Annotated in this window: 18 protein-coding genes; 6 read left to right on the top strand and 12 right to left on the bottom strand. The window is 62.1% G+C overall.

Annotation, left to right across the window (positions count from 1 at the left end; translation table 11 throughout):
- Window positions 1-60 precede the first annotated feature (60 nt).
- From tagQ to tagH, 12 genes are all read right to left on the bottom strand, one after another.
- The gene (gene tagQ / locus AC1RJ3_RS14560) at window positions 61-990 is read right to left on the bottom strand and encodes a type VI secretion system-associated lipoprotein TagQ (RefSeq protein WP_054594694.1); all 930 of its coding nucleotides are present in this window, start codon (window positions 988-990) and stop codon (window positions 61-63) included.
- 84 nt (window positions 991-1,074) lie between these two features.
- Complete coding sequence (locus tag AC1RJ3_RS14555) at window positions 1,075-2,766, bottom strand: formylglycine-generating enzyme family protein (RefSeq protein WP_489110841.1); 1,692 nt, start codon at window positions 2,764-2,766, stop codon at window positions 1,075-1,077.
- Between the two features lie 43 nt (window positions 2,767-2,809).
- Window positions 2,810-4,006, bottom strand: a complete 1,197-nt coding sequence (locus tag AC1RJ3_RS14550; RefSeq protein WP_054594696.1) for an ABC transporter permease — start codon at window positions 4,004-4,006, stop codon at window positions 2,810-2,812.
- Window positions 4,006-4,722 (bottom strand): ABC transporter ATP-binding protein, encoded by a 717-nt coding sequence (locus tag AC1RJ3_RS14545; RefSeq protein WP_054594697.1) that lies wholly within the window; start codon window positions 4,720-4,722, stop codon window positions 4,006-4,008. The genes AC1RJ3_RS14550 and AC1RJ3_RS14545 overlap by 1 nt, the downstream gene beginning before the upstream one ends.
- Window positions 4,722-7,766, bottom strand: a complete 3,045-nt coding sequence (locus AC1RJ3_RS14540; RefSeq protein ID WP_493079344.1) for a serine/threonine-protein kinase — start codon at window positions 7,764-7,766, stop codon at window positions 4,722-4,724. Before AC1RJ3_RS14540 ends, AC1RJ3_RS14545 begins: the two co-directional genes overlap by 1 nt.
- Window positions 7,763-8,494, bottom strand: a complete 732-nt coding sequence (locus AC1RJ3_RS14535; protein ID WP_054594699.1) for a PP2C family protein-serine/threonine phosphatase — start codon at window positions 8,492-8,494, stop codon at window positions 7,763-7,765. Before AC1RJ3_RS14535 ends, AC1RJ3_RS14540 begins: the two co-directional genes overlap by 4 nt.
- Complete coding sequence (gene tagF / locus AC1RJ3_RS14530) at window positions 8,495-9,148, bottom strand: type VI secretion system-associated protein TagF (protein ID WP_493079343.1); 654 nt, start codon at window positions 9,146-9,148, stop codon at window positions 8,495-8,497.
- Entirely contained in the window at window positions 9,145-12,645 is a 3,501-nt protein-coding gene (gene tssM / locus AC1RJ3_RS14525; protein WP_493079342.1) for a type VI secretion system membrane subunit TssM, read from the bottom strand. Before tssM ends, tagF begins: the two co-directional genes overlap by 4 nt.
- Window positions 12,642-13,940: a DotU family type VI secretion system protein gene (locus tag AC1RJ3_RS14520; RefSeq protein WP_347928374.1), complete on the bottom strand. Its 1,299-nt coding sequence runs from the start codon at window positions 13,938-13,940 to the stop codon at window positions 12,642-12,644. The genes tssM and AC1RJ3_RS14520 overlap by 4 nt, the downstream gene beginning before the upstream one ends.
- 6 nt (window positions 13,941-13,946) lie before the next feature.
- Window positions 13,947-15,281, bottom strand: coding sequence for a type VI secretion system baseplate subunit TssK (gene tssK, locus AC1RJ3_RS14515; protein WP_493079341.1), 1,335 nt, complete (start codon window positions 15,279-15,281; stop codon window positions 13,947-13,949).
- 15 nt (window positions 15,282-15,296) lie between these two features.
- Complete coding sequence (gene tssJ / locus AC1RJ3_RS14510) at window positions 15,297-15,809, bottom strand: type VI secretion system lipoprotein TssJ (protein WP_054594704.1); 513 nt, start codon at window positions 15,807-15,809, stop codon at window positions 15,297-15,299.
- 72 nt (window positions 15,810-15,881) lie between these two features.
- The gene (tagH, locus tag AC1RJ3_RS14505; RefSeq protein ID WP_493079340.1) at window positions 15,882-17,303 is read right to left on the bottom strand and encodes a type VI secretion system-associated FHA domain protein TagH; all 1,422 of its coding nucleotides are present in this window, start codon (window positions 17,301-17,303) and stop codon (window positions 15,882-15,884) included.
- Between the two features lie 403 nt (window positions 17,304-17,706).
- On the opposite strand from tagH, the gene tssA reads away from it, so the two are divergent.
- The 6 genes from tssA (at window position 17,707) to AC1RJ3_RS14475 (ending at window position 22,439) form a co-directional block, all read left to right on the top strand.
- Window positions 17,707-18,732 carry a type VI secretion system protein TssA gene (gene tssA, locus AC1RJ3_RS14500; protein WP_054594706.1) on the top strand — a complete coding sequence of 342 codons (1,026 nt, stop codon included), beginning with the start codon at window positions 17,707-17,709 and terminating at the stop codon, window positions 18,730-18,732.
- 80 nt (window positions 18,733-18,812) lie between these two features.
- Window positions 18,813-19,322: a type VI secretion system contractile sheath small subunit gene (gene tssB, locus AC1RJ3_RS14495; RefSeq protein WP_007894500.1), complete on the top strand. Its 510-nt coding sequence runs from the start codon at window positions 18,813-18,815 to the stop codon at window positions 19,320-19,322.
- Between the two features lie 15 nt (window positions 19,323-19,337).
- Complete coding sequence (gene tssC / locus AC1RJ3_RS14490) at window positions 19,338-20,831, top strand: type VI secretion system contractile sheath large subunit (protein WP_054598202.1); 1,494 nt, start codon at window positions 19,338-19,340, stop codon at window positions 20,829-20,831.
- Between the two features lie 141 nt (window positions 20,832-20,972).
- The gene (locus AC1RJ3_RS14485; RefSeq protein WP_054594707.1) at window positions 20,973-21,461 is read left to right on the top strand and encodes an Hcp family type VI secretion system effector; all 489 of its coding nucleotides are present in this window, start codon (window positions 20,973-20,975) and stop codon (window positions 21,459-21,461) included.
- Window positions 21,462-21,543: 82 nt separating this feature from the next.
- A complete protein-coding gene (locus AC1RJ3_RS14480; RefSeq protein WP_347928377.1) occupies window positions 21,544-22,002 on the top strand; it encodes a type VI secretion system amidase effector protein Tae4 in 459 nt (152 codons plus the stop codon).
- 38 nt (window positions 22,003-22,040) lie between these two features.
- On the top strand, window positions 22,041-22,439 hold the full coding sequence (locus AC1RJ3_RS14475) for a hypothetical protein (RefSeq protein WP_237142970.1): 399 nt from the start codon (window positions 22,041-22,043) through the stop codon (window positions 22,437-22,439).
- The last annotated feature ends 63 nt before the right edge of the window (window positions 22,440-22,502 follow it).

Genomic DNA, 22,502 nt, shown 5'->3' with positions numbered 1-22,502 from the left:
GCCCGTACAGATCGTTCCCACGCAAAGCGCAGGAACGATCAAAGACCTACAACAACTCAATCAAACATTCGGGCAAGGCACTGGTGCCCAGTCGCCCAGGTCCGGGCTTTTGCACATGCTGTTGACCTGAGTGGTGCCGGCACTGGCGACCTGCTTGCTTTCAGCCTGTTTGGCTTGGGCGGTCTGCAGGGTTTTCTCGGTGCTGACCGCTTCTTTCGGCACGGTTGGCAGCACTGGTTTTTTCGCCACTTTCACTACTTTTTTGCTCTTGGTCGGAGTCACGACCGGTGTGGTGTCGGCGGTCGCCACGGTGACCACGTCGGTGCGCTTCACGCCAACTTGTTGCAGGTCTTTTTCGTAAGCCTGGGTGTAGTTGTTCAGGTCTTCGCTGGCTTTGCCGTTAACCGCAACGATCAGGTCGTTGGACTCTTTGAGGCCTGCGACGATTTCTGCCAGGCGCTTGTGGCCTTCGGTGTCGCTGACGGTCTTGGCCTTGCGGTCGGCGACCAGTTTGGTGAACGCGCTCTGGTAGCACTGCTGCGAAGCCTTGGCGTAAGCGGTGCTGCGGTCGATGTCGGCGGCGCTTTTGTTGACGTCGGTGGCATAGGACGCGATGCGCTGGTTGTCATCGGCGATCTGCTTCTGACGCTCGGTGTAGTAACCGGCCGCGCCGCCCGCCAGGGCACCGCCCGCTGCACCGATGGCGGCGTTGCGGCCACGGTTCTCGGAATCGGTCAGGGCGCCCAGCAGTGCACCGCCGACAGCGCCGACGGCCGCGCCGGTGACGACCGACTTGGTCATGTTCGAATCGGTGGCACGCAGGTGCTGCACCGGCTCGTAGCAGTTGGGGTAGTACTCGACCTTGGTGCTCGAGGCGACCTTGGCGGTCGGCGACGTGGCGCAACCGGTCAGTACGGTGCTGAAGCCGACGGCAATCAGCACCAAATGACGCTTGGAAAGCGAAGCAAAAGGTTTACGGGAGGAAAGCATAGTTGTGTTCTCTTTTAGGTTTGACCAGCTCAGCACGGCCCATCGCCGCCTGAGTCCCTTCCAAGCTTGCTGTACAACGAACGATCAAGACCGCTGAGCGTTCGATGCGAGCAATTCCTTTAATATCGTCGCCGGGTCGGCTCGTCGTTGCTGACGATAATCACCGACATGGCGCACGAATAACGTCGCGCGCGTGACCAGGCTCTTACCCAGTACTGGCTTGCGATCCAACTCTTCCTTGATACGTTGAAGCTGCGCCTGGATCACGGCATCGGTGTAGCGCGTGCCGGTTGCCAGGTTGTCGATGTAGATCGCCACCGCGCCGTCCAGCGCGCTGCGGCCGTTGTCGATGGCCGTGGCGAACAGCTTGGCGCTGGCCTCGTCCTTGGCGTCCACGGCCTGCTGGCGACTCTTCTGCAAATTGGTCAGGCGAATGTTGTAGTTGTTGACGGTCTCGGCCACCAGGGCCGCCGACTGGATCAGGTTGCCGGCCGCTTCCTCGCGCTGCTGGGCGATCAGCGAGACGTTGCGCTTGAGCTCTTCGTTGACCAGCCCCAACTCGGCTTGCAGGCGCGGGTCGATACTGGCGGAGATGATGCTGTCCAGGCGTTTGGTCGGATCCTGGGCGTCGTCGATGGCATCGGTCAGCGAAGCCAGCCGACCTTCTTTCTGCCATTGGGTAAACAGTTCCTTGTAGCGCGAACGTGGCGCCGACAACGCGCCAATCGCAACCCGGAACCCGGTGGTTTCGTTGCTTTGCTCGGTTCCGTCGGCGGCGAACAGCGGGTACTCACGACGCATCCCGGTGAACAAGGTGCCCTCGCCTTCCAGGTAGTTACCGCCCTTGACCACGAAGCCGCCGTAGGCGCCTTGGCGACGTCCGGCGTGCACGAGCTGGAAGGACTCCTGGACCATCTCGGCGGCGTTGCCGATCACGTCGAACAGGCCGATAGGGTTAGGCAGTTTGGTACCGATCGGCATCAGCCGCGCTGCCTGGCCAGTGCCACCGGCCACCTGGTTGAAGACCGCCCAGTCCGCCAGTGGCCCGTCGCCTTCGCTGCCTTCCAGACGACGGGGAAACAGGCGCCCTTCCAGTTCCTGGCGGCTAACGGCCTGCCCGCCACGGGCAGCAAATTCCCATTCGACCTCGGTCGGCAAGCGCACAAAACCCAGCCCGCCCTCTTCAGCCGAGGTGCCGCGACCACTCACCGGTAGCAGGTCCTTGTGGTATTTCGTCAGCCAGGCGCTGTACACCGCAGAGAAGCGTTCGGCCTCGAATCGCGACAATTTCACCTTGGGCAAACGCCCGGCCATGCCTTGCGGGACCTCGGCTTGCAAGGCCTCGCAGGCCGGTGCCGGCTCGCCGCTGGCCAACGATTGCGCCTGGGCCATGACTTCGGCGTATTGGCGGGCGGTGACCTCGTATTTGCCGATGAAATAGAGCATCGGTTTGAGCGGGGTCTTGCTGTCGGTCTTGGGCATCAACGGCGTGATGGTCTTGCCCCAATCCTTGGGCAGATCCTTGAGGGTGAACTGGCCGTTGATAAAGTCCCGGCGGTAACCGGAGATGAACGACTGTTGATAACCGGCCTCGTCCTCACTGAATGGATAGCCGAGGCTGATCTCGCGGTCGTCCAGAGTGCCCTGGGCCAGGATGTAGACGTAACGAAACACCATCTGCCCTTCGCACGGCAGCGGCAGGCTGACGTCATCGGCTAACGGCTTGGGGTTGTCCAGTTTGTCTGTGCCTTCATCGGCACTCGCAAAACCAGCCATGCCCAAGCTGGCCAGGCTCAGCGCCACGGCGGCGCCCAGTAACTTATACATCTCGGATTCCTTCAAACGCCTGGATACGCGCCACTCGCCAGCCACCACACGCCGCTGCCACAGCGCTGACGCCGAGCACGGCGACGATGGCAAACGCGTAGTGACGCGCCAGCAGATGGCTGGCGTACTCGCCTGGCATCTGCACAAATAGATGGTTCAGGCCCGATTGCGCCAGGCCATACAGCCCGACACTCAATAGGGCGGCAAGGCCGGCGCTGTACAGCGCCTGCAACACCACAAACAAAAGCAACGCCGCCGTGGAAAACCCCAGTAGGCGCAACACCGACAAGTCTCGGCGTTTGCGCTCGACCGCCGCCAACGCGCCGGCAAAAATCGCCGCGAACGCTCCCGCCAAGGCCAATCCGGCGATGATCCAGAACACGATCGACAGGTTGCGGCTCAGCGATTGCACTTGGGCGATGGTCTGGGCCTGGGTCGAGACCAGCAGGTTCTGCGCAGCAAAGTACTGGCGCAGCGGCTCGACATCCTTGAGGCTGCGGGCGTACAGGCGAAACGCCGGATACACCCGCTGCTCCGACACGCCCACCGCGTCGCCTGGCCAACCGAACGCCGGCACGGCGCGGCCGTCCCGGTAGTCTTCAGCCGCTTCCAGTAACGTCAAGGGCGCGAACAATCCGTCCCGGGCGAAGGCTTCCAGCGGCAGAACCTGCAGCACCTGGACGCGAGTGCGTTGCGCTTCGCCACGACCGGCCACCTGCCGGCCGACACTGGCCACCAGCCAATCACCGGCCTTGGCCCCGAGCTTTTCCGCGGCGGTCTGGCTGAGCAGTACCTGATCCAGCCCTTGGGGCACCGGAAGACTGCCGAGCAAGGGGTCGTTGGCCGCGGTGGGGATCATTTCGACGGTCACCGTCGCGGCGCCAGCGGTCAGATCCGCCGTCGCGGCAATCTGTCGGGTGCGCGGCAAGGCGAAAGCCACGTCACTGCGCTGGCTCAACTGTGCGATAAACGTGGCACTGAACCGGCCGCCACCCAGGGGGATGATTTCCCGGGTGGCCGGGTCGTTTTCCAAGCGTTCGGTCAAACTGCTGACCAGGCCGAATTTCAAGCCGAACAGCACCAGCAGCGGCGCGACCACCGCCACCAACGCCAATACCGAACAGGCCGACAGCCACACATCGTTGCGGTAATCCTGCCAGGCCAGGGAAGCCACTAGCGTGTTGCGCATCAGCTGGCCTCCCCGAGGGTGGCGGTGACACCGCCATCGACGTCGCGACGACAACTGATGCGCCGCACCTGCAAGCCGCTGGCGCGTGCCAGCGACTCGTCGTGGGTAGCGACAACGCAGCACACGCCATGTTCGCGGGCCTGGGTCACCAGCAATTGCATCACTCGCGCAGCATTCAGCGGATCAAGGGCGGCGGTCGGTTCATCGGCCAGCAGCAGACGCGGCCCATGGGCCAGGGCGCGGGCGCAACTCACCCGTTGCCGTTGGCCGACGGACAAATCACCCGGCTTTTTGCCCAGTTGATCGGCGATATCCAGCGCCCCGGCCAGACGATCCACGCTGCCGTCGTCTTTCAAGCCGAGCAGTTTGCGCGACAGGTCGATGTTGCCGCGCACGTCCAGAAAATCCAACAGGCCACCGGTTTGCAGCACGTAGCCCAAGTGCCGGCTACGCAGGTCCGCCAAGGCGCTTTGCGCATCTGCGCGCCACAGCCCGCTAATGTCTGTCTTGGTGTGGCCGGGCGCAAAATCAAACTGCCCGGCCTGATCCGGAGCCAGCACCAGCGCCAGCAAATCCAGCAATGTGCTTTTGCCGCAACCGCTGGGACCAACCACCGCCAGTTGTTCACCGGCACGCAGTTGCAGCCGTGGAATTACCAGGCTGTAGCGCTGGCTGCCGGCGCCCCGGCTCTTGTGCACCGCGCTCATGTTCAGCATCACGGCAGCGTCGACAACGGAACGCGGTACAAGGCATCACCCGGCTCGGCATCGCCGAAACGCACCCAGTTGGCCAAGTCGTTATGGAAGGTTTCATAGAGGCGGATTTTCGAATCCAGCTCGTCGATAAAGTCTTCCTGCTCGGCCACGCTCAGGGAAAGCCACAAGTCCTGGGTCATGCTCAACGACTTGCTGCGGTAGGGCAGCCCTTCCAGGTACTCACCCAGAACCCCGCCATCGGCCAGGTTGCCGCCCTTGCGCAAGGCCGAAGGATCGCGGCTCATGTAGGCACTGGCACTGGCGATTTCCTGGAAGAAATTCTTCGGCGAGGTCTGGGTCTTGCGGGCGGCATCGACGATCACTTTCAGCGATTGCTGCAAGTCGTTGAGCTGCAATTTGGTCAGCATCACGCACACCTGGAACGCCGGCAGTGCCGAGTTGGTCAGGTCGCGGTCGGCGGTCCAGGCGCTGACCAGTTGTGGCGCCTGACTGGCGGCTTTACGCCCCAGGAAGTCCATGTGCATCGCGTAGCCGACGGCTGCCGATTTGTCGGTCAGGCTCGGCGCCGCGCTCAGCAGCGGCACGGTTTGCGGCTTGTTGCTGCGCACCTGATGCACCAGGTCGGCAAATACCGAACCGATCTCGTCCACCCGCTCACCCAACTTGCGCACATCGGCGCCCGGTACCGGAATGTACAGGTCGCCGATCTGCGGGTTGGCGTCGGCGGTCAGGGTGCGATATTGGCTTTGCGCACCGGCGTGGGTTTTCTTGCCAGCGTCGCTGAGCAAGTGCAAGGCGTAGATTTTGATCTGCTTGCCTAGCGCAGCCTGACGCACTTCGGCCTCGTTCATTTGTGTGGAGGCATACGGGTCGTTCTTGCGCAGGGCGCCAGCATCGGTGACCAACAGAATCAAGCGCCCACCATAACCGGACCAATCCATGCCCTCGACCGCTTCCATCACACCGGCAAACGCATCTTCGTTGAACGAATGGCTCGAGACCGTGGTCGCCTTGACCTGCCGCGCCAAGTCCATGAAGCGCTGAGGGTCGCGCCCCTGTTCCAGGGTGATCAAGGTTTTAGCGACGTATTCCAGACCCGGTGTTTTCTTGATGCTGTTGCGAAACCCCACCAGGCCGAAGCTGACGCTGTCCTGCTCGCCGCGCTCGGCGATGCGGGTTTGCAGCTGGTGCACGACCTCGCGCACCTGATCGATGTAGGGCTGCATGGACACAGTAGTATCGACCACCAGCACCACGGCGGTGCGGAATGCGTCGGCGTTGGCGGTAGTGATTGGCGTGTTGCTGGCGGCAGCCTTCGGAGCACTACCGGGGTCGATGGACGCCACGTTCAGCAACTGCACCGGCTGGCCGTTTTCATCGAAGCTCTCGCGCGAATCGAAGATCGGCAACAGGTAAAACTGGTTCTGCGGCACCGCGCTCGCAGCCGGTTCCAGGGCCAACACGCGTTGATTGTCTTCGTGGTTTTGCTGGGTCTTGAGCAGCAGGTTTTTTGCCGCTGACGGGTCGGCCAGCAGCTTCTCCACGTCGCCGGCCTGACGCAGAAACATCACCGGCGCACGGCCGGAGCGTTCGGTGAACTTGAGCACCAGGCTTTGCTTCCAGTCGCTGACCTGCGCGGCCGGTAACCAGCCGTCACTGCGCCCGTCAGTCGCCGCGCCGACACGCAGCCAAGGGCTGCCATCAACCTCTTTGCGCTGATAGACGTAAAGCACGGAAAACGCCGGCAAGGCCTTGCCAGGCGCCGCCCCCGCTTCGCTGGCGAGCGTCGCACCCGGCTTGCTGAGTACCCGCTGGAACAAGGTTTTTTTGCCGGCCATCAGCAGCGGACGCTGACCGCCATCAACCTCCATCGTCGCCACGGCGGGCGGCGTATTGACCTGGGGTGTAGAGGTCGGCGGCGCGGAAACCAGCGGCGGCTTCACGTCGGCATCGACTTTAGCGTCACGGCCCAGCCACCAATAACCCACGCCGCCCAAGGCCAGCGCCACGGCCACCGCGACGGCAGCGAGTGCGAACATCGAGCCCTTTCGCGGCTCCGAGATCGAGGACTGCGGCGTCGGCTTCACGGTTGGCGGAGTTGGCGTGGGTCGGGGTTGCGGCTGCACAGGGCCGCTGGGTATGTCGATAGACACCGGCGTCAATCCCGCCAGGTCATCGCCGGTCGACTTCAGCAACGCCGGAATCGGCAACGGGCGGATCGTGGTTGCTTCAACCGATTCCCCGGGCAGATTATCCAGCGCCCGCAATAGCGCCGCCGCATCCGGGAAACGGTCGGCCGGGTCCTTGGCCAACAGCTGGCGCAGCACCTCTTGATAACGACCGTGGTGCACCGGCAGCTCCGGCAAGGGTTCGGTCAAATGTGCCAAGGCCGTGGAGAGCGCATCGTTGCCGGTGTAAGGCAGTTTGCCGACGAGGATTTCGTAGAGCACCACGCCCAGGGCATAAAGGTCGGCCCGGCCGTCAATGTCCTGGCCGCGCGCCTGTTCCGGGCTCATGTAGCTGGGCGTGCCGACGGCGAAACCGGCCTGGGTGAACTGAGTGCGGTCATCCAGGGACTTGGCGATGCCGAAGTCCGAGAGCACCGCCGTGCCATCGGCACGGAACAGAATGTTCGCTGGTTTGACGTCACGATGAACCAGCCCCAGCCCATGGGCATAGCCCAGGGCCGAGGCGATCTGGCGGATGTAGATCAGACCCTGCTCCGGCGTCAGGCCGGCGGCGATACGCTCCTTGAGCGTGCCGTTGGGCAGGTATTCCATGGCCATGTAATACAGCTCACCGACATTGCCGATGTCATGGATGGTGACCGTATGCGGGTGAGACAGGCGCGCCAGGGTTTTGCCTTCTCGCAGGAAGCGCTCGCAGAAGCTCGGGTCGGCCGCCAGCGCGGCGGCCATGATTTTCAATGCCACCTTGCGCTCCAGCGAGCGCTGGGTCGCCAGGTAAACGCTGGCCATGGCGCCTTCGCCGATCTCACCGTCGATGTCGTAGCCCGGGATCAGAATGTTCACCGTGGGGTTCATGAAGGCACCTTCACGACGATGACGGTGATGTTGTCCGGAGCGCCGCGCATCAGGCCCAGGGACACCAGGCTGCTGGCGATTTCCCCGGGCTCGTCGTGGTTCAGTACCTCGGCGATTTCATGGTCCTCGACGGTCTTGTTCAGCCCGTCGCTGCACAACAGGTAACTGTCGCCGGGCATCAACAGCAGCTCAACCATCGCCAAGTCCAGTTGCGCATCGACCCCGATGGCGCGGGTGACGATATTGGCCCGTGGATGCACGCGGGCCTCGGCTTCGCTGAGCAAGCCGCTGTCCTGCAAATCCTGAACGTAACTGTGGTCCCGCGAGATGCCTTCGAGCAGGCCGTCACGCAGGCGATACAAGCGGCTATCGCCCGCCCACAGACACACCCCGCGCAAGTCACGCGTCGCCAGCAACACCACAGTGCTGCCCATCATGGTCACGCCACGGTTGGCGGTTTCTTCGCGCACAGCAGCGTTGACCCGCAGCAGGTCGTTTTTCAGCGCTGCGGAGTATTCGTCCAGCGATCGGCCCACGGCAATGCTGCGCACGCTGTCGACGATCAGACTGCTGACGTAGTCGCCCGCCGCGTGCCCGCCCATGCCATCGGCGACCACCCACAGGCCGTTTTCCGGCAGGTCCAGGCAAGCGTCTTCATTCACCTGGCGGACCATACCGACATGGCTCTTGCTTGCAGACTTGAACGTCTTTCCAGCGCTTGGACGCATCTACACAACACCTTCTTGGCCGAGCAAAAATTGCGCAAAATCGGCGGCGACAGGCAGTCCCTGACACCGCAATAAAGCGGGGGCGATACGCTCCGAACCCTGGCCCCACCACAGACTGGCGCCTTCGCAGGCTTGTTCGGCAAGCGCAGTCATTCGCGCCTTTGGGTCGGTGGCATCAAAGCGATGCAGGCCGGCAAAACGACTGCTTGGCGTGCGTGGCAGGCACGCCGGACTGCCCAGCGTCGTAAGGCCTGCACCGAAGGCTTCGAAGCTTGCCTCCACGCTCAACGTGCTCAACAGCAATTGCTCAACCTGTTCAAACCAGACATCCGAACTGCCCACCACCGACGCTGGGTCAGCGTCGTGATCCAGCAGCACCGCGACGGTCAGCGGAAAATACCGGCCCACTCGATCGATGCTCGGCATCACCACGCCAACGGCGGCCTGCGGCCCACATACACCAGCCCCGACCATAAAGCGCCACAGCGGACTGACCAGATAGGCGTCCAGCCAACGGTCCCCGAGGCTGGCCTGGCTGGCGAGCAGACCCGCCGCCAGCCACGAATCCCAGGGGCCGATAAAACTCTGCGGCAAGCCACGGCTGACAAAGTCCCCGCGACTGGCCAACTTTCCATAGAAACCCGGAGTGCTCATAACCGCTCCGGCAGGCTGAAACCACTAAGCACACGGCTCTTGAACGGGTTGAAGGCGCTGTTGGCCCGCAGCTCGTAAGAGGCGCTGGCGCCGTCGACCCGCAGCCGCAGATTGAAGCGATCCGGCGAGTTGCCGGCGGTCAGGTCTGATTGCTCCAACAGACGGAACCAGGCCCAGGGGCCATCCAGGGTGATGCCGGACCGACCACTGGCCGAGGGCGGCGTGATCGAGATCCGCACCACGCCGATGCTGCCGGCGTTGGGCCATTGCATGGCGGTTGGACGGCTCGGGCCGTGGTCGTAGCTCAATTGCTGGCCATCGAGGTCAAGTAAAAACTGGGTGATGCTGGCGTCCATCGCCACGGGTTTGAGTTCGAAGCGCACCATCGGCTGGGTGCCGCCGGAACGGAAAAATGCATCCCGGATGGTCGCTGCCCGCTGGAAGGTTTGCAGCACGCCCGGGGCGATGCCGAGCTTCTGCGCGGCGCCCGGTTGCCAGCGCCAGGCCTGGGTCGAGGTATCCACATACGGCTGCAGGTACTTGCGGAAGTAGTTGTCCATCACCCCGCCCACGCCGAAGAACTGGCCGAAGTCGTCGAGAGTCGCGTCTCGCGCACTGCCTGGCGACATCGGATAACGCCCGGCCAGGGACTGGCGATAGATGTTCAGCACTTCGCTGGTCCAGGCCGCGTTCAGTTGATTGCGTACCCCGCCCATCATGGTGTTGGTGGTGGAGTTGACCACCGACTTGACCAGCCCTTGCACCAACGCCGGTTGACGCTCGGCGTTGAGGCTGACCCGTGTCGCGGCCGCTGCGGCCTGGTTCTTGGCTTCGCCAAGCAAGGCGTCGCCGCTGGCGCCGACCATGGCGCTGACCTGCACATACAATGCATTCATGTCGGCCAGCAGGCCGTCGATGACCGCCGGCTCGCCTTCGTTTTTACTGACGATGCTGTTGAGTTCAGCAAAATGCGCGGTGATGGGATCTTCGCTGGACACTGGTGTGTTTTGCGTCGCCTGCTCATGGCCGAGCAAGGTGCCCAGGCGCTCCTTGAGCTTGTCGACCCCGCCGTCCACCGGCGCACCCTTGGCGGCCAGCAGGCGTTCTTCCTGTTGCAGGTCGGTTTCCTTCGCCACCGCCACCAGCAGTTTTTTCAACGGCGAGGTCGGGCCGGAAATCACCCTCAGCACATCGGCGGCCTGGGCTACGCTGGTGATCGGCACGAAGTCGATATCAGCCAGCAAGGCGTCCCACTGGCGCTGGTAATCCTGGAAATACAGGCGACGCACGTCGGCGGCCAGACTGGCGACGTTCTGCTGTTCTGCCTGGTCGCGACCGAGCACCCACTGCTCCTCAGCCAGGGTGCCGGTCTGGTTCAGGCTTGTGAGCAAAAACCCTTGGCGATAACCCTTGGCGGTGAAGAAGCCGCTCAAGGGTTCGCCCAACGGCTTGCCGCTCTTGCGGCTGAACACCAGCGCCGCATCGCGCCCGGCCGCTTCGCTGATACGAAAGTCCGGGATGCCGTCCGGCAGTTTCTGCCGCTTGACCCGATCGTAGACACGCTGGGCCACCGGCAGTTGTTGCAACTGCCGACGCAGGTCGTCGATCAGGCGCGGGTCCAGACGTGCAGTGGGCGGATGGCGCTCGAACAGGGCCTGCAAGTGCTCCGCCAGGGCCATACGCTGCTCGGACGGCAAGTCGCGCGGCAGATTGCGGTCCCAGTCCAGGGCGATCCACGCTTTGATGAAGTCGGCATCGTAATGCTCGCTGTCGGCGAGCATCAGGTAGGCCTTCAAACCTTCATAAAGGAAGTCCGAATTGCCGCCGCCATGCAGTTGCTCTTCGATGCGCGTGAGCAAGCGTGGCGCAAAGACCGCGATCAACAGCTTGCGATAGACGCTGCCGGACTCGGCTTCAAGCATGTCGCCCTGATACAGGCCCAGGCCTTCGGCCCAGCTCGGTGCGTCGCCGGCCAGGTGCTTCACCGCGTTGAGCAACGGCAATACGGCGAGCACGTCCCGCTGGGCCGGGCTGAGGTTTTGCACGGTCTGGCCCAGGGGCACGACTTTCTGATCGACTTGCGCGATATACGCCTGGTTGGCGCGGTAGCTGACCACCCACAAGGTCCCGACCACCAGCACCAGGGCCACCGTCGAGGCCAGCACACCCCGAGTGATCCACTTGCGCCGACGTTCGACTTTCGGGTTCACCCCCACCAGCCCACGCTCGGCAAAAGCCACGGCGCTGAAGAGTTTTTCGATGAAGTAACTGCGCCCGGTGCCGTTCTGGCGCGCCAGATGTTGGCGGTCCAGGTTCATGCTCTGGGCCATGGAGCCGATCAGCCGGTCAATAGGGCTGCCTTCCTGGGTACCGCTGGTGAAATACACCCCGCGCAACAGCACCCGCTCTTCAAAGGCGTTGGGTTTGAATACGCCCTCAAGGAAGCTTTGCAGGCAATCCTTCAACGCGCCGAACTGTTGCGCGAAGCCGTAGATCAACTCGCGCCGCGCCGGGTCGCGTTCCTGTTGCAAACGCTCCACTAAACGATCGTTGAGGCGCTGTTCCAGGCCGGCGAATTCGCTTTGCAGATGGGCCAGCGGGCTGTCATTGCTTTTACCGTCATCCAGGGCAAAGGTCATACCCCAGACCTGGGTCCGCTCTTCCTTGCTCAGGGTATCGAAATACTCCATGAACCCCGGCACCAGATCGAGTTTGGTCAGCATCAGGTAGATCGGAAAACGCACGCCCAGTTGGGTGTACAACTCCTGGATACGCAGGCGGATCGCGGCGGCATGAGCGGCGCGCTCGGCGTCGCTGCCCAGCAGCAGATCGGAAAGACTGATGGCGATAAACGCGCCGTCGATCGGACGACGGGCCCGCTGTTTTTTCAACAGGCCGAGAAAGCCCAGCCACGCGGCTTTATCCACCGTCGCATCGCTGTCCTGGGTGGTATAGCGCCCGGCGGTGTCGAGCAGTACAGCCTGATCGGTAAACCACCAATCGCAATTGCGCGTGCCACCGACGCCGCGTACCGCCCCGGCGCCCAACTGCGCCGCCAACGGGAAATGCAGCCCGGAATTGACCAGCGCAGTGGTCTTGCCCGAACCCGGCGGGCCGATGATCACGTACCAAGGGAGTTCGTAGAGATTGCGACGCTCATCACCGCCCAGCTTGGCTTTCTTCAACAGCGCCAAGGCTTCGTCCATGCGCTGGCGCAGGGTTTCGAGCTCTTGCGCCGTGGCGATGCTGGTCGGGTCGGGTGGGGTTTGCGCTGCCAGGCTGCGCATGACTTCGGCGGCCTGACGGCGGGCCTGAATGATTCGAAACACCCGGTAGGCGATCCACACCGAGAACACCAGAATGATCAGCGCCCAGCGCCGGCCTTCGGGCACCAGGAATTCGAGCAGCGGCCCGATAAACCAGATGATCAGGCTCAGGGCTATCAGCCCCAGCAACGGAATGACCCAGCGGACGATAAAACTCAAAAACGCCTTCACTCGACCCCCTCCGCCAATACTGTGATTTCGACCCGACGATTGCGTGCGCGGCCCTCTGTCGTAGCGTTCGAGGCCAACGGTTCGGTGTCGCTGCGGCCTTCGGCGCTGAAGCGCTCGGGCTGGCCGGTCTTGGCCGAAAGGATTTGCAGCACCGAAGTCGCCCGTGCCTCGGACAAGGCCCAGTTCGATGGAAACCGCAGGGTGGCAATCGGGCGATTGTCACTGTGCCCGGTCACCCGGACCTGGCCCTTGACCATGCGAATGGCCTCGGCGATGCGCAGCATCAGCGGCTGGAAATTGTCGACGATGCTGGCGCTGCCCGAAGCGAACAGCTCATCGCCACGGATGGTCACCACGGAACGATCAACGGCATCTTCCACAGCCACCCGACCGGCCTTGATTTCATCGGCAAGGAAGCCCGCCAGACGGGGGCGCTCGATCAGTTTCGGTTGCACCACCGGGCGGTCGATCGCCTGCACCGGGATCTCGCCCAGGGCATGGATATTTTTAAACACCGGCTCGGCATCGGCGGCCAGTTTCAAGCGCAGGCCGAACAGCAGTGCCAGCAGCAATGCCACGCCGATGGCCACGGCGATCCATGGCGGCATGAATTGCGTCAGCCGGTCGCGGGCTACGGCGACGCCGCGCCAATGGGGCGACAGTTCACGCTCATAGTCGCCACGGGCGCTGCGGATGACCGCACTGGTGCGTTCACGCAAGGCCTCCAGTTGGCTGCGACCGTCGTTGATGACCCGATAACGCCCTTCGAAACCCAGACACATGCACAGGTACAACAGCTCCAGCAGATACAACCGTTCGCGGGGGCTTTGCAGGCAATGCTCCAAGAGCTGGAACACCTTCTCGCCACCCTTGGCTTCGTTGTGCACGGTGATCAGCAAACTTTGCTTGCCCCAGTCGCTGCTGCCGCCCCACGGCGTACTCAACACCGCTTCATCCAGCGCAGTGCACAGGGCGTAACGGGCCAGCAACACATCGTTGCGCACCACACCGGCGGCCTCGGCGCGTTCCTCGAACTGGCGCAGGTAGGCCAGTAATTGCGCCCGCAGGCTCGCCGGCGCCGGGTGGGCAATGGTGTTGCGCAAGCGGCTCATCAAAGCCAGCAGCGGGCCCGCGGCGCTCTCCAGAGGGTTGAGACCTTCAGCTTTACCGGTCAACACCGGCGCGGCCGGCATCGAAAGCGGCGTGGACTGGGCGCGACCAGTATCCGGGCGGCCCGGGTCGGCGCCACGGCCACCGGGTGTCGGCATGAACTGGGTACGATCGTCGTTGTTCATTGCGGTTTATCCTCGGATCGCCCAGAAAGCCAGGTTCAGCCCCGGGAATTGCCCCGCGATGTAGAACGCAAATCCTCCGGAGTTGGCCAGTTGCTGCCAATGCTCGCTGCCCCGGTCGAGTTCGTAATAGGTGGAGCCTGCGTGATACGGGATCTGCCGTGGCGCCACCGGCAGCGGCAGCAGGCCGATGCCCGGCAATTGCAGGTTGACCAAGTTGCGGATGTGCTCCACCGAGCCGACCTTGCTCTGTTGGCCGAAGTGGCTGCGCAGGGTCTCGGCAGGCACGTCGGCGCGCACCACCAGGATGAAACTGGCGCTGTCGAGCAGGGCCTTGTCAGCCAGCATTGCCACATGAATGCCGTAGGCTTTTTCGACGATCGGAATCGGCGTGGCCTTACTGTCGATCAGCATCGACAGCGCCTCGCGCAGGGCTTGCATCACCGGCGCAAAACTCAGCGCCAGGTTGTCGTGCTGGTACTGCGGGTTTTCCTGCGGTCGCCGCCCGGAAGCGGTAAAGGTCGAAAACTCACCGGCCAGGCTCACCAACTCGCTGTAGAACCGCTCGGGGTGCAACGGGCTCAACTGGCTCAAGTGCTGGATCAACGGCTGAGCGCGGTTGACCAGTTGCAGCAGCATGAAGTCGGCAATTTCCGAGGCACCGCCGGCACCGGAAGCGACCACCCGCCCGGCGAGGGCTTCGCCGCGTTGATGAAGCAGGCCCAGCAGTTCGCTGCGAAACGCGGCCAGGGGTTTGGAGGCGGATACATCCATCAGCGGTGGGATGTAAGTGTCGTCGAGCACCAGGGCGCGGTCGGCGCGCTTCTCTTTGATTCGCACCAGGCCGATGGCGGCGTAGTCGCTGATGCCATCCTCGGCAATCAACAATCGCAGCGCCCTGGAAGCCACTGCCACCGGCGCACGGTTTTCAAACGGCGCGTTGTCGTCCCGTACTTCGCGCACCTGGCTCACGTAGCGCGCAGCGCCCGGGGTTTCGCCTTCATCAACGGTGTCACGCGCTCCGGCACGCTTGAGCGGCAAGGCCAGGTACACCAGGCCATCGCGCAGGTCGGCATCGACATTCAGCGGGCTCGGCGCCAGGTCATCCTGGGGAATGTTGAATGGCGTGCCGTCCGGCAACAGGCCCCGCGCCGAGATGATTGCCAGTTTGCCCTGGGCCAACAGACCCTGATCAATCAGCAATTCGGAAAAACCCCAGGCGCCGGCCGACAACGGGCGGCTTCGGGCGTCGATGAGGTTTTCCAGATAACGGTCATGCTGCTGGAAGTGCTGCGTTCCAATGAACATGCCTTCCGACCAGACCACGCGATTGTTCCAGGACATGGGGGCTCCGATTGCTTATTGGGCAGGGCTGGATGGGGGAACAACGACGGCGCTGCGCACGGCGCGCACATCGAGGCTGATCTGGTATTCGGTGTATTGGCGCGGCGGGACATTCAACACCGTGCGCCACTGCGCCTGATCCAGTTCGCGATACCCCACCAGCACACCGATGTGGCGGGTGGCTGGGTCGAGGTCGCGTTGCAAGCTCAATTGCTGGCCGGGCTCGACCAGCACTTCGTCCTGGTCGAGCAGATCCGCGCCGAGCGTCGCCTGGGCCCGTTCGGCCAGGGCGAAATAATCGGAACGGCCGAAGGTGGCGGCATTTTTCAATTCGAAAATGCGCACCCGGACCGGGGCCGGCTGGCCGGTGCTACCGGGGTTGAGCCCGGCGATGGCGTGGAAGTGCAACTCGACGGCGGCGGTGTCGGCCTCGGCCTCAGCCACTTCGGGCTGGGGTTTGGCCGTATCCTTCGCACACGCGGTCAGCAGAAGCGCGGTGGCAACTGCGAGTAAAAACCTGTGAATCATCCTGCGTCCTCAATGACGTTTCAGCTATCCATTGTTCCGTTCGTTGCTATGTATCGCGTTATGAGTCGGTGCTCAGCCGCGGCGCGGCCTTGTACTGTGCTCTTCGTAGGCGCGGCTGAATTCCCGACCGAACAGGTCCTGGAAATCCTCTTGGGCCTCGCGGGAAATCTTGCTGTAGAGCTCGGTGAACTGCTGCCAGTACTGGGCCTGTCGCGAGCCATTGAAAAGGCTCGACAGACCACCGGGCTTGCCCATGCGCTCTTCCAGTTGCGCCGGCTCGAAGCGCGCCAGCAGATGCTTGATCGCTGCTTCCACACCGGCCATCACCGCCAATTGGTGGGCACGCAAGTCGTCGAAGCTATCGCGCACCGCCAGGTCCGGCGCCATGAACGCCTGACTGCTGTGGCGCAGCAGCAACAGCATGGCTTCATCGACGTTGGGAGCGAATTTCAGCGGGTTGTTTTCCACGGGTTGAATCATCGTCTGCTGAATGCGGAACTCGCCCTTGAGGCTACTGCGGGCGCGCAAGACATCGATCAGGCCTTCGACCATCAGTCGATAACTGCGGCCGATGCTTTCCATCTGCGCTTCGGCCTGGGCCTTGTCCAGGCGCAACTGATCCAGACCTGCGCCGCGCAGGAAGGCTTGCAACAGGTCGGGTTGAGCATTGTCGGCCGGGCTGACCGGATTGACCTCGCGTTCGACGATGGCCACGGGCGGTTCATGCAGGGGTGCCGGCGCGATCGGTGTGCTGATTTGAGGCGCGGGTGACGGCGTAACCTCTGCAACAGGCAAGGGGGCGACAGGCAGCGGGGCAACCGCAACCGGCGCAGACTTATCGCTGAACAGGTCCCAATCTTCCGGAATCACCGAGGCCGACGCCAACGGTACAGGCACTGCCACGGGCGTTGGGTTGGGAATCGGGGTCGGTGGGCGGAAGTCATGCTGCTCGGCCGGAACATGGTCGGGCTGGGTGGCAGGCGGGACGCTGGTCGGGGACAGGAAGTCGAAAAGGTCCGACACTGTGTCCATGGCCGACCCGCCCTGGAAATGTGCGGGCGGAGTCATGGGCAACGACGTCGGCGTATTCGCAGCAGCGCCCTGGTGCCCCATCAGGGCCTCGAAGCTGTTGGACGAATCGGCGAAGGGGTTGCTGTCAGTCACCGGCAGACTGAAATCGATGCGCGCCTGGATGTCATAATCACCGATACGGATAACTTCGCCATCCTGCAACGGCTCGCTGTTTCCCTTGCGCAGACGAATGCCGGCCTTGACCAATTCCACACCATTAGTGCTGTTATCGGTTAAATAGTAGCGGCCATCTTTGTATTGAATAACGCAATGTTTGCCGGAAATAAGGCGCTGAGGGTCAGGCAATACCCAGTCATTATCAGAATTGCGGCCAATTGCCATCATGCCCCGGTCCATGGATTTTTCAGAGCACTGACCTGGGGTAATCTTGTGATAACTAGTGATAGTCAAACACAGCGACATCTTGCCTCCTTGCTGAACACTTTGCGCGCAGCGAGTGAGGGCCTACGCCCGAGTGACTCTCGCCGACATACCTTGCAAACAACGTCGAAAACGCCTTTCAACCAGCATGATTGCTGATCTTAACCGGCTTGCGTGACAAAAAACCTGCATAAGTGCCCGCCTCGACCCACCGGTCGCGCGGGTTGTTAAGCACCTCACATCTGTCGCACAGGATAATAGCTTACCTTGACAAGGCATAAGTACTACACCAAAAATGCGCAAGTTCTTGAATATGAGCGACGGTACTTCAAGATCATTGCCCCTCAAAAGAGCAATTACCGTCAAGGAAACATGTGAAGTTCCATCGCGAACTCGCGTGTGAAATGCCCGACTCTGTCAGCGGGCGATAGGGAGATCAAATTCAGTGGAAGTACCTTCGCTGCTCGCCGCCGTTTCCGAGACTTCGCCTTGCGGTGAAGATCTGGAATATGACCAGGCATTTTTGCGCCTGGAACGCGACTCCCGCGGCCAGCCCGAGCGCAGCATGGGCGATTCGATATTGCCTGCCGAACCCCCTGAATGGAGCAGCATCCAGCAGCAAAGCCTGGAGTTGTTGCAACGCAGTAAAGACCTGCGTATCACTCATTTCCTTTTGCAAAGCTCCCTTGCCCTCGAAGGTGTCACGGGCCTGGCCCGCGTCCTGACGCTGATCGGCGAATTACTCAAGCAATACTGGGCCGACCTGCATCCGCGACTGGATGCCGATGACGACAACGATCCTACCGTGCGCATCAATGCCCTTGCCGGCCTGACGTCGGACACCACCATCCGCCTGCTGCGCGAAAGCATCCTGGCCCGCTCGCGTACCTTTGGCCCTGTCAGCCTGCGCGCCGCCGCCAATGCCAGCGGCCTGCAAAGCTTCCCTGACGAAAGCCTCGGCTCCGAGCAGCTCGCCGGGGCGTTCCTCGGCAGCGATCCCGAGCAACTGGAAATCACCCGCGCGGCCTTGCACGAGGCCCGCAATGCGGCCGAGACCATTGAGCAACAGGTTAGCGAATACGTCGGTTCCGCCCAGGGCGTTGACCTTGGCCCGCTGAAACAGCCGATCAAAATGGCCCTGCAGATCCTCAGTCAGTTCGCCCCCCAGAGCGGCGACGGCCCCCTGCCCGATGCCATTAGCGACGACAGCGCCGCGCCAGTTGAATACGCCACCGCACCGAGCGCACCGCGCAGTACCGGCACTGGCGAAATCAACAACCGCGACGACGTGCTGCGCAGCCTGGACCGGATTCTTGCGTACTACACGCGTCAAGAGCCCTCCAGCCCGCTGCCGGTGCTGCTGAACCGGGCAAAGAATCTGGTGCACGCCGACTTTGCGGCCATCGTGCGCAATTTGATTCCCGACGGCATGAGCCAATTTGAAAACCTGCGCGGACCAGACAGCGAATAAAAGCGAAAGGATCACGCAGTCACGTCACCGGTACCACCGATGACGCCAACACCGTCGCTTGAGCGACCAGGAGCAGCAACGTGGCGAAGCAAAGTTCTCAGAAATTCATCGCGCGCAACCGCGCGCCTCGAGTGCAGATCGAGTACGACGTCGAGCTCTACGGCGCCGAAAAAAAGGTCCAGTTGCCCTTCGTAATGGGCGTTATGGCTGACCTTGCCGGCAAGCCGGCCGAGCCCCTGGCCCCTGTTGCCGATCGCAAGTTCCTTGAAGTGGACGTCGACAACTTCGACTCGCGCCTCAAGGCCATGCAGCCACGCGTCGCGTTCCACGTGCCCAACGAGCTGACCGGCGAAGGCAACCTGAGCCTGGACATCACCTTTGAAAGCATGGACGACTTCAGCCCCGCCGCCGTGGCGCGCAAGGTCGACTCGCTGAACAAGCTACTCGAAGCGCGCACCCAACTGGCCAACCTGCTGACCTACATGGACGGCAAGACTGGCGCCGAAGAAATCATCATGAAGGCCATCAAGGACCCGGCGCTGCTCCAGGCACTTGCCAGTGCGCCGAAGCCAGCCGAGCCTCAGGCTTAATCAGGACGAATGATCATGACCGATTCAGTACGTGCAGACGCTCAGACACTGGGCACCACCGAAGAAGCCAGCGAGTTCGCCTCCCTGCTGCTGCAAGAATTCAAACCCAAGACCGACCGCGCTCGCGAAGCCGTCGAGACCGCCGTGCGCACCCTGGCCGAACAGGCCCTGGCGCAGACCGACCTGGTGTCCAACGACGCGATCAAGTCGATCGAGTCGATCATTGCCGCCATCGACGCCAAGCTCACCGCCCAGGTGAATCAGGTCATCCATCACCCGGACTTCCAACAGCTGGAAAGCGCCTGGCGTGGCCTGCACTACCTGGTCAACAACACCGAGAGCGACGAGCAGCTCAAGATCCGCGTGCTCAACATCTCCAAGACCGACCTGCACAAGACCCTGAAGAAATTCAAGGGCACTGCGTGGGACCAGAGCCCGATCTTCAAGAAGATGTACGAGGAAGAATACGGCCAGTTCGGTGGCGAACCCTACGGTTGCCTCGTGGGCGATTACTACTTCGACCAGTCGCCGCCGGATGTCGAGTTGCTGGGCGAATTGTCGAAAGTCTGCGCCGCCATGCACTCGCCGTTCATCGCAGCCGCCTCGCCGACCGTGATGGGCATGGGCTCGTGGCAAGAACTGTCAAACCCGCGCGACCTGACCAAGATCTTCACCACCCCGGAATACGCCGGCTGGCGCTCGCTACGTGAATCGGAAGACTCGCGCTATATCGGCCTGACCATGCCGCGCTTCCTGGCGCGCCTGCCCTACGGCGCCAAGACCGACCCGGTGGAAGCCTTCGCCTTCGAAGAAAACACCGACGGCGCCGACAGCTCCAAGTACACCTGGGCCAACGCCGCTTACGCGATGGCGGTGAACATCAACCGCTCGTTCAAACACTTCGGCTGGTGCTCGCGCATTCGTGGCGTGGAATCTGGCGGCGAAGTGGAAAACCTGCCGGCTCACACCTTTCCGACCGATGACGGCGGCGTAGACATGAAGTGCCCGACCGAAATCGCCATTTCGGACCGCCGTGAAGCGGAACTGGCGAAGAACGGTTTCATGCCGCTGCTGCACAAGAAAAACACCGACTTCGCCGCGTTCATCGGCGCCCAGTCGTTGCAGAAACCGGCTGAATACGACGACCCGGATGCCACCGCCAACGCCAACCTGGCCGCGCGCCTGCCCTACCTGTTTGCCACCTGCCGTTTCGCCCATTACTTGAAGTGCATCGTGCGCGACAAGATTGGTTCCTTCAAAGAGAAGGACGAAATGCAGCGTTGGTTGCAGGACTGGATCCTCAACTACGTCGACGGTGACCCAGCGCACTCCACCGAAACCACCAAGGCCCAGCACCCATTGGCTGCGGCCGAAGTGATCGTCGAGGACGTGGAAGGCAACCCGGGGTACTACACCTCCAAGTTCTTCCTGCGTCCGCACTATCAGCTCGAAGGTCTGACCGTGTCGCTGCGCCTGGTATCCAAACTGCCTTCGGCCAAAGGTGCGTAACACCGCCCTTGATGTGATCGTTCCCACGCTCTGCGTGGGAATGCCGCCCAGGACGCAGAGCTTCACCCGATGCGTTACCACGCAGAGCGTGGGAACGATCAGCAAAAACACAATGTGGTAGAGACCACACAGGGAGAAAACATGGCTGTTGATATTTTCATCAAGATCGGCGACATCAAGGGCGAGTCCATGGACAAGGCCCACAAGGACGAAATCGACGTCTTGAACTGGAGCTGGGGCATGTCCCAGTCCGGCAATATGCACACGGGTGGTGGCGGCGGTGCGGGCAAGGTGAATGTCCAGGACCTGTCGCTGACCAAGTATGTCGACAAGGCCTCGCCGAACCTGATGATGCACTGCGCCGCCGGCAAGCACATCGACAAGGTCAAACTGACCGTGCGCAAGGCCGGCGGCGAAAGCCAGGTCGAGTACATGATCATCAACCTGGAAGAAGTGCTGATCACTTCCCTGAGCACCGGCGGCTCGGGTAGCGATGATCGCCTGACCGAAAACGTCACCCTGAACTTCGCCAAAGTGCTGGTGGACTACCAACCGCAGAAAGCCGACGGCACCAAAGACGGCGGCCCGATCAAGTTTGGCTGGAACATCCGTCAGAACGTCAAGGCGTAATCGAAGATGCCCCCGTCGCTATGCGTCGGGGGCAGTTTGGTGCTTGCTCGAATCCAATCCTTCCCCATCCGGTGTTTGAGTCATGGCCAAGCCTTCGTTTATTAATTTGTGGAAAGCGTATTCCGACCTTCTGGTTACGCATCCCGACGCAAAGCCTTGCGATGGTCCGTGGGCCAACCAGTGCGCTATCCGTATGAGCATGACGCTCAATGCGGAGCTGACCATCAAGGTCAACAAATCTACCTATACCGAACCCAAATGTGCGCATGAACATGCCAGGGGTGCCGAGTCGCTGGCGAACTGGTTGTGGAAGCATCATCTGGGGCGGCCACTGATTCTCGATGGAAGTGCCGAAGAACGTCGGAAGTTGCAAGACAAGACCGGGCTCATCTTCTTTAAGGATTGTTTTCAGCAGACAGGAGAGTCATCGGACAATCGCACCGGCGACCATATCGACCTGTGGAATCGCGGCCTGACCATCGGCCGGTATAGCGACCCTTCCTACCGATCCCGAGCCATCTGGTTCTGGGAGCTGACATGATCAGGTCTAGCCGAAACGCAGTAGCCCTGTGTTGCGTAATGTCGAGTGTATCCGCGTGCGCCGACCAGCAAGCGCCATCTGCTGCCGCGGATCAGGTAGTCACCCTGGGCGCACAACAGCTGACACTGGAGAACGAGCAGCAGCGCTGCGTGTTGCGTAAACCGGATCAGAGCGTGCTGCCGCTCGAAATGCCATGGCCTTGCCAATTTGCGGTCGACCGCCAAGGCAAGCCGCACGTCGAGTCCTTCAACAATGTGCCGATTGCCATCGTGCTGCACATAAGCGTTGACCCTGCGAACAGCCGCGACTGTCGGTCCGAGTACCGCGCCGTACGCCAGATCAAAGGTCAGCTCGAACCTTCGGCGGTTTCTCGCAGTGCCAGTTGCCTGCGTGGCGCAGGGGACCAGAAAGACTACACAGCGCTTTTCACTTGGTAAGCGACTTCACATGCAATCACTCACGACTCTGCGCATCGCGCAAAACAGGTTGGGCTTTGGGGT

The sequence above is a fragment of the Pseudomonas sp. GW822-FHT04C11 genome (assembly GCF_058800905.1).
Note: the sequence above shows the minus strand (reverse complement) of the source record. Positions and strands in the feature narration are given on the sequence as shown.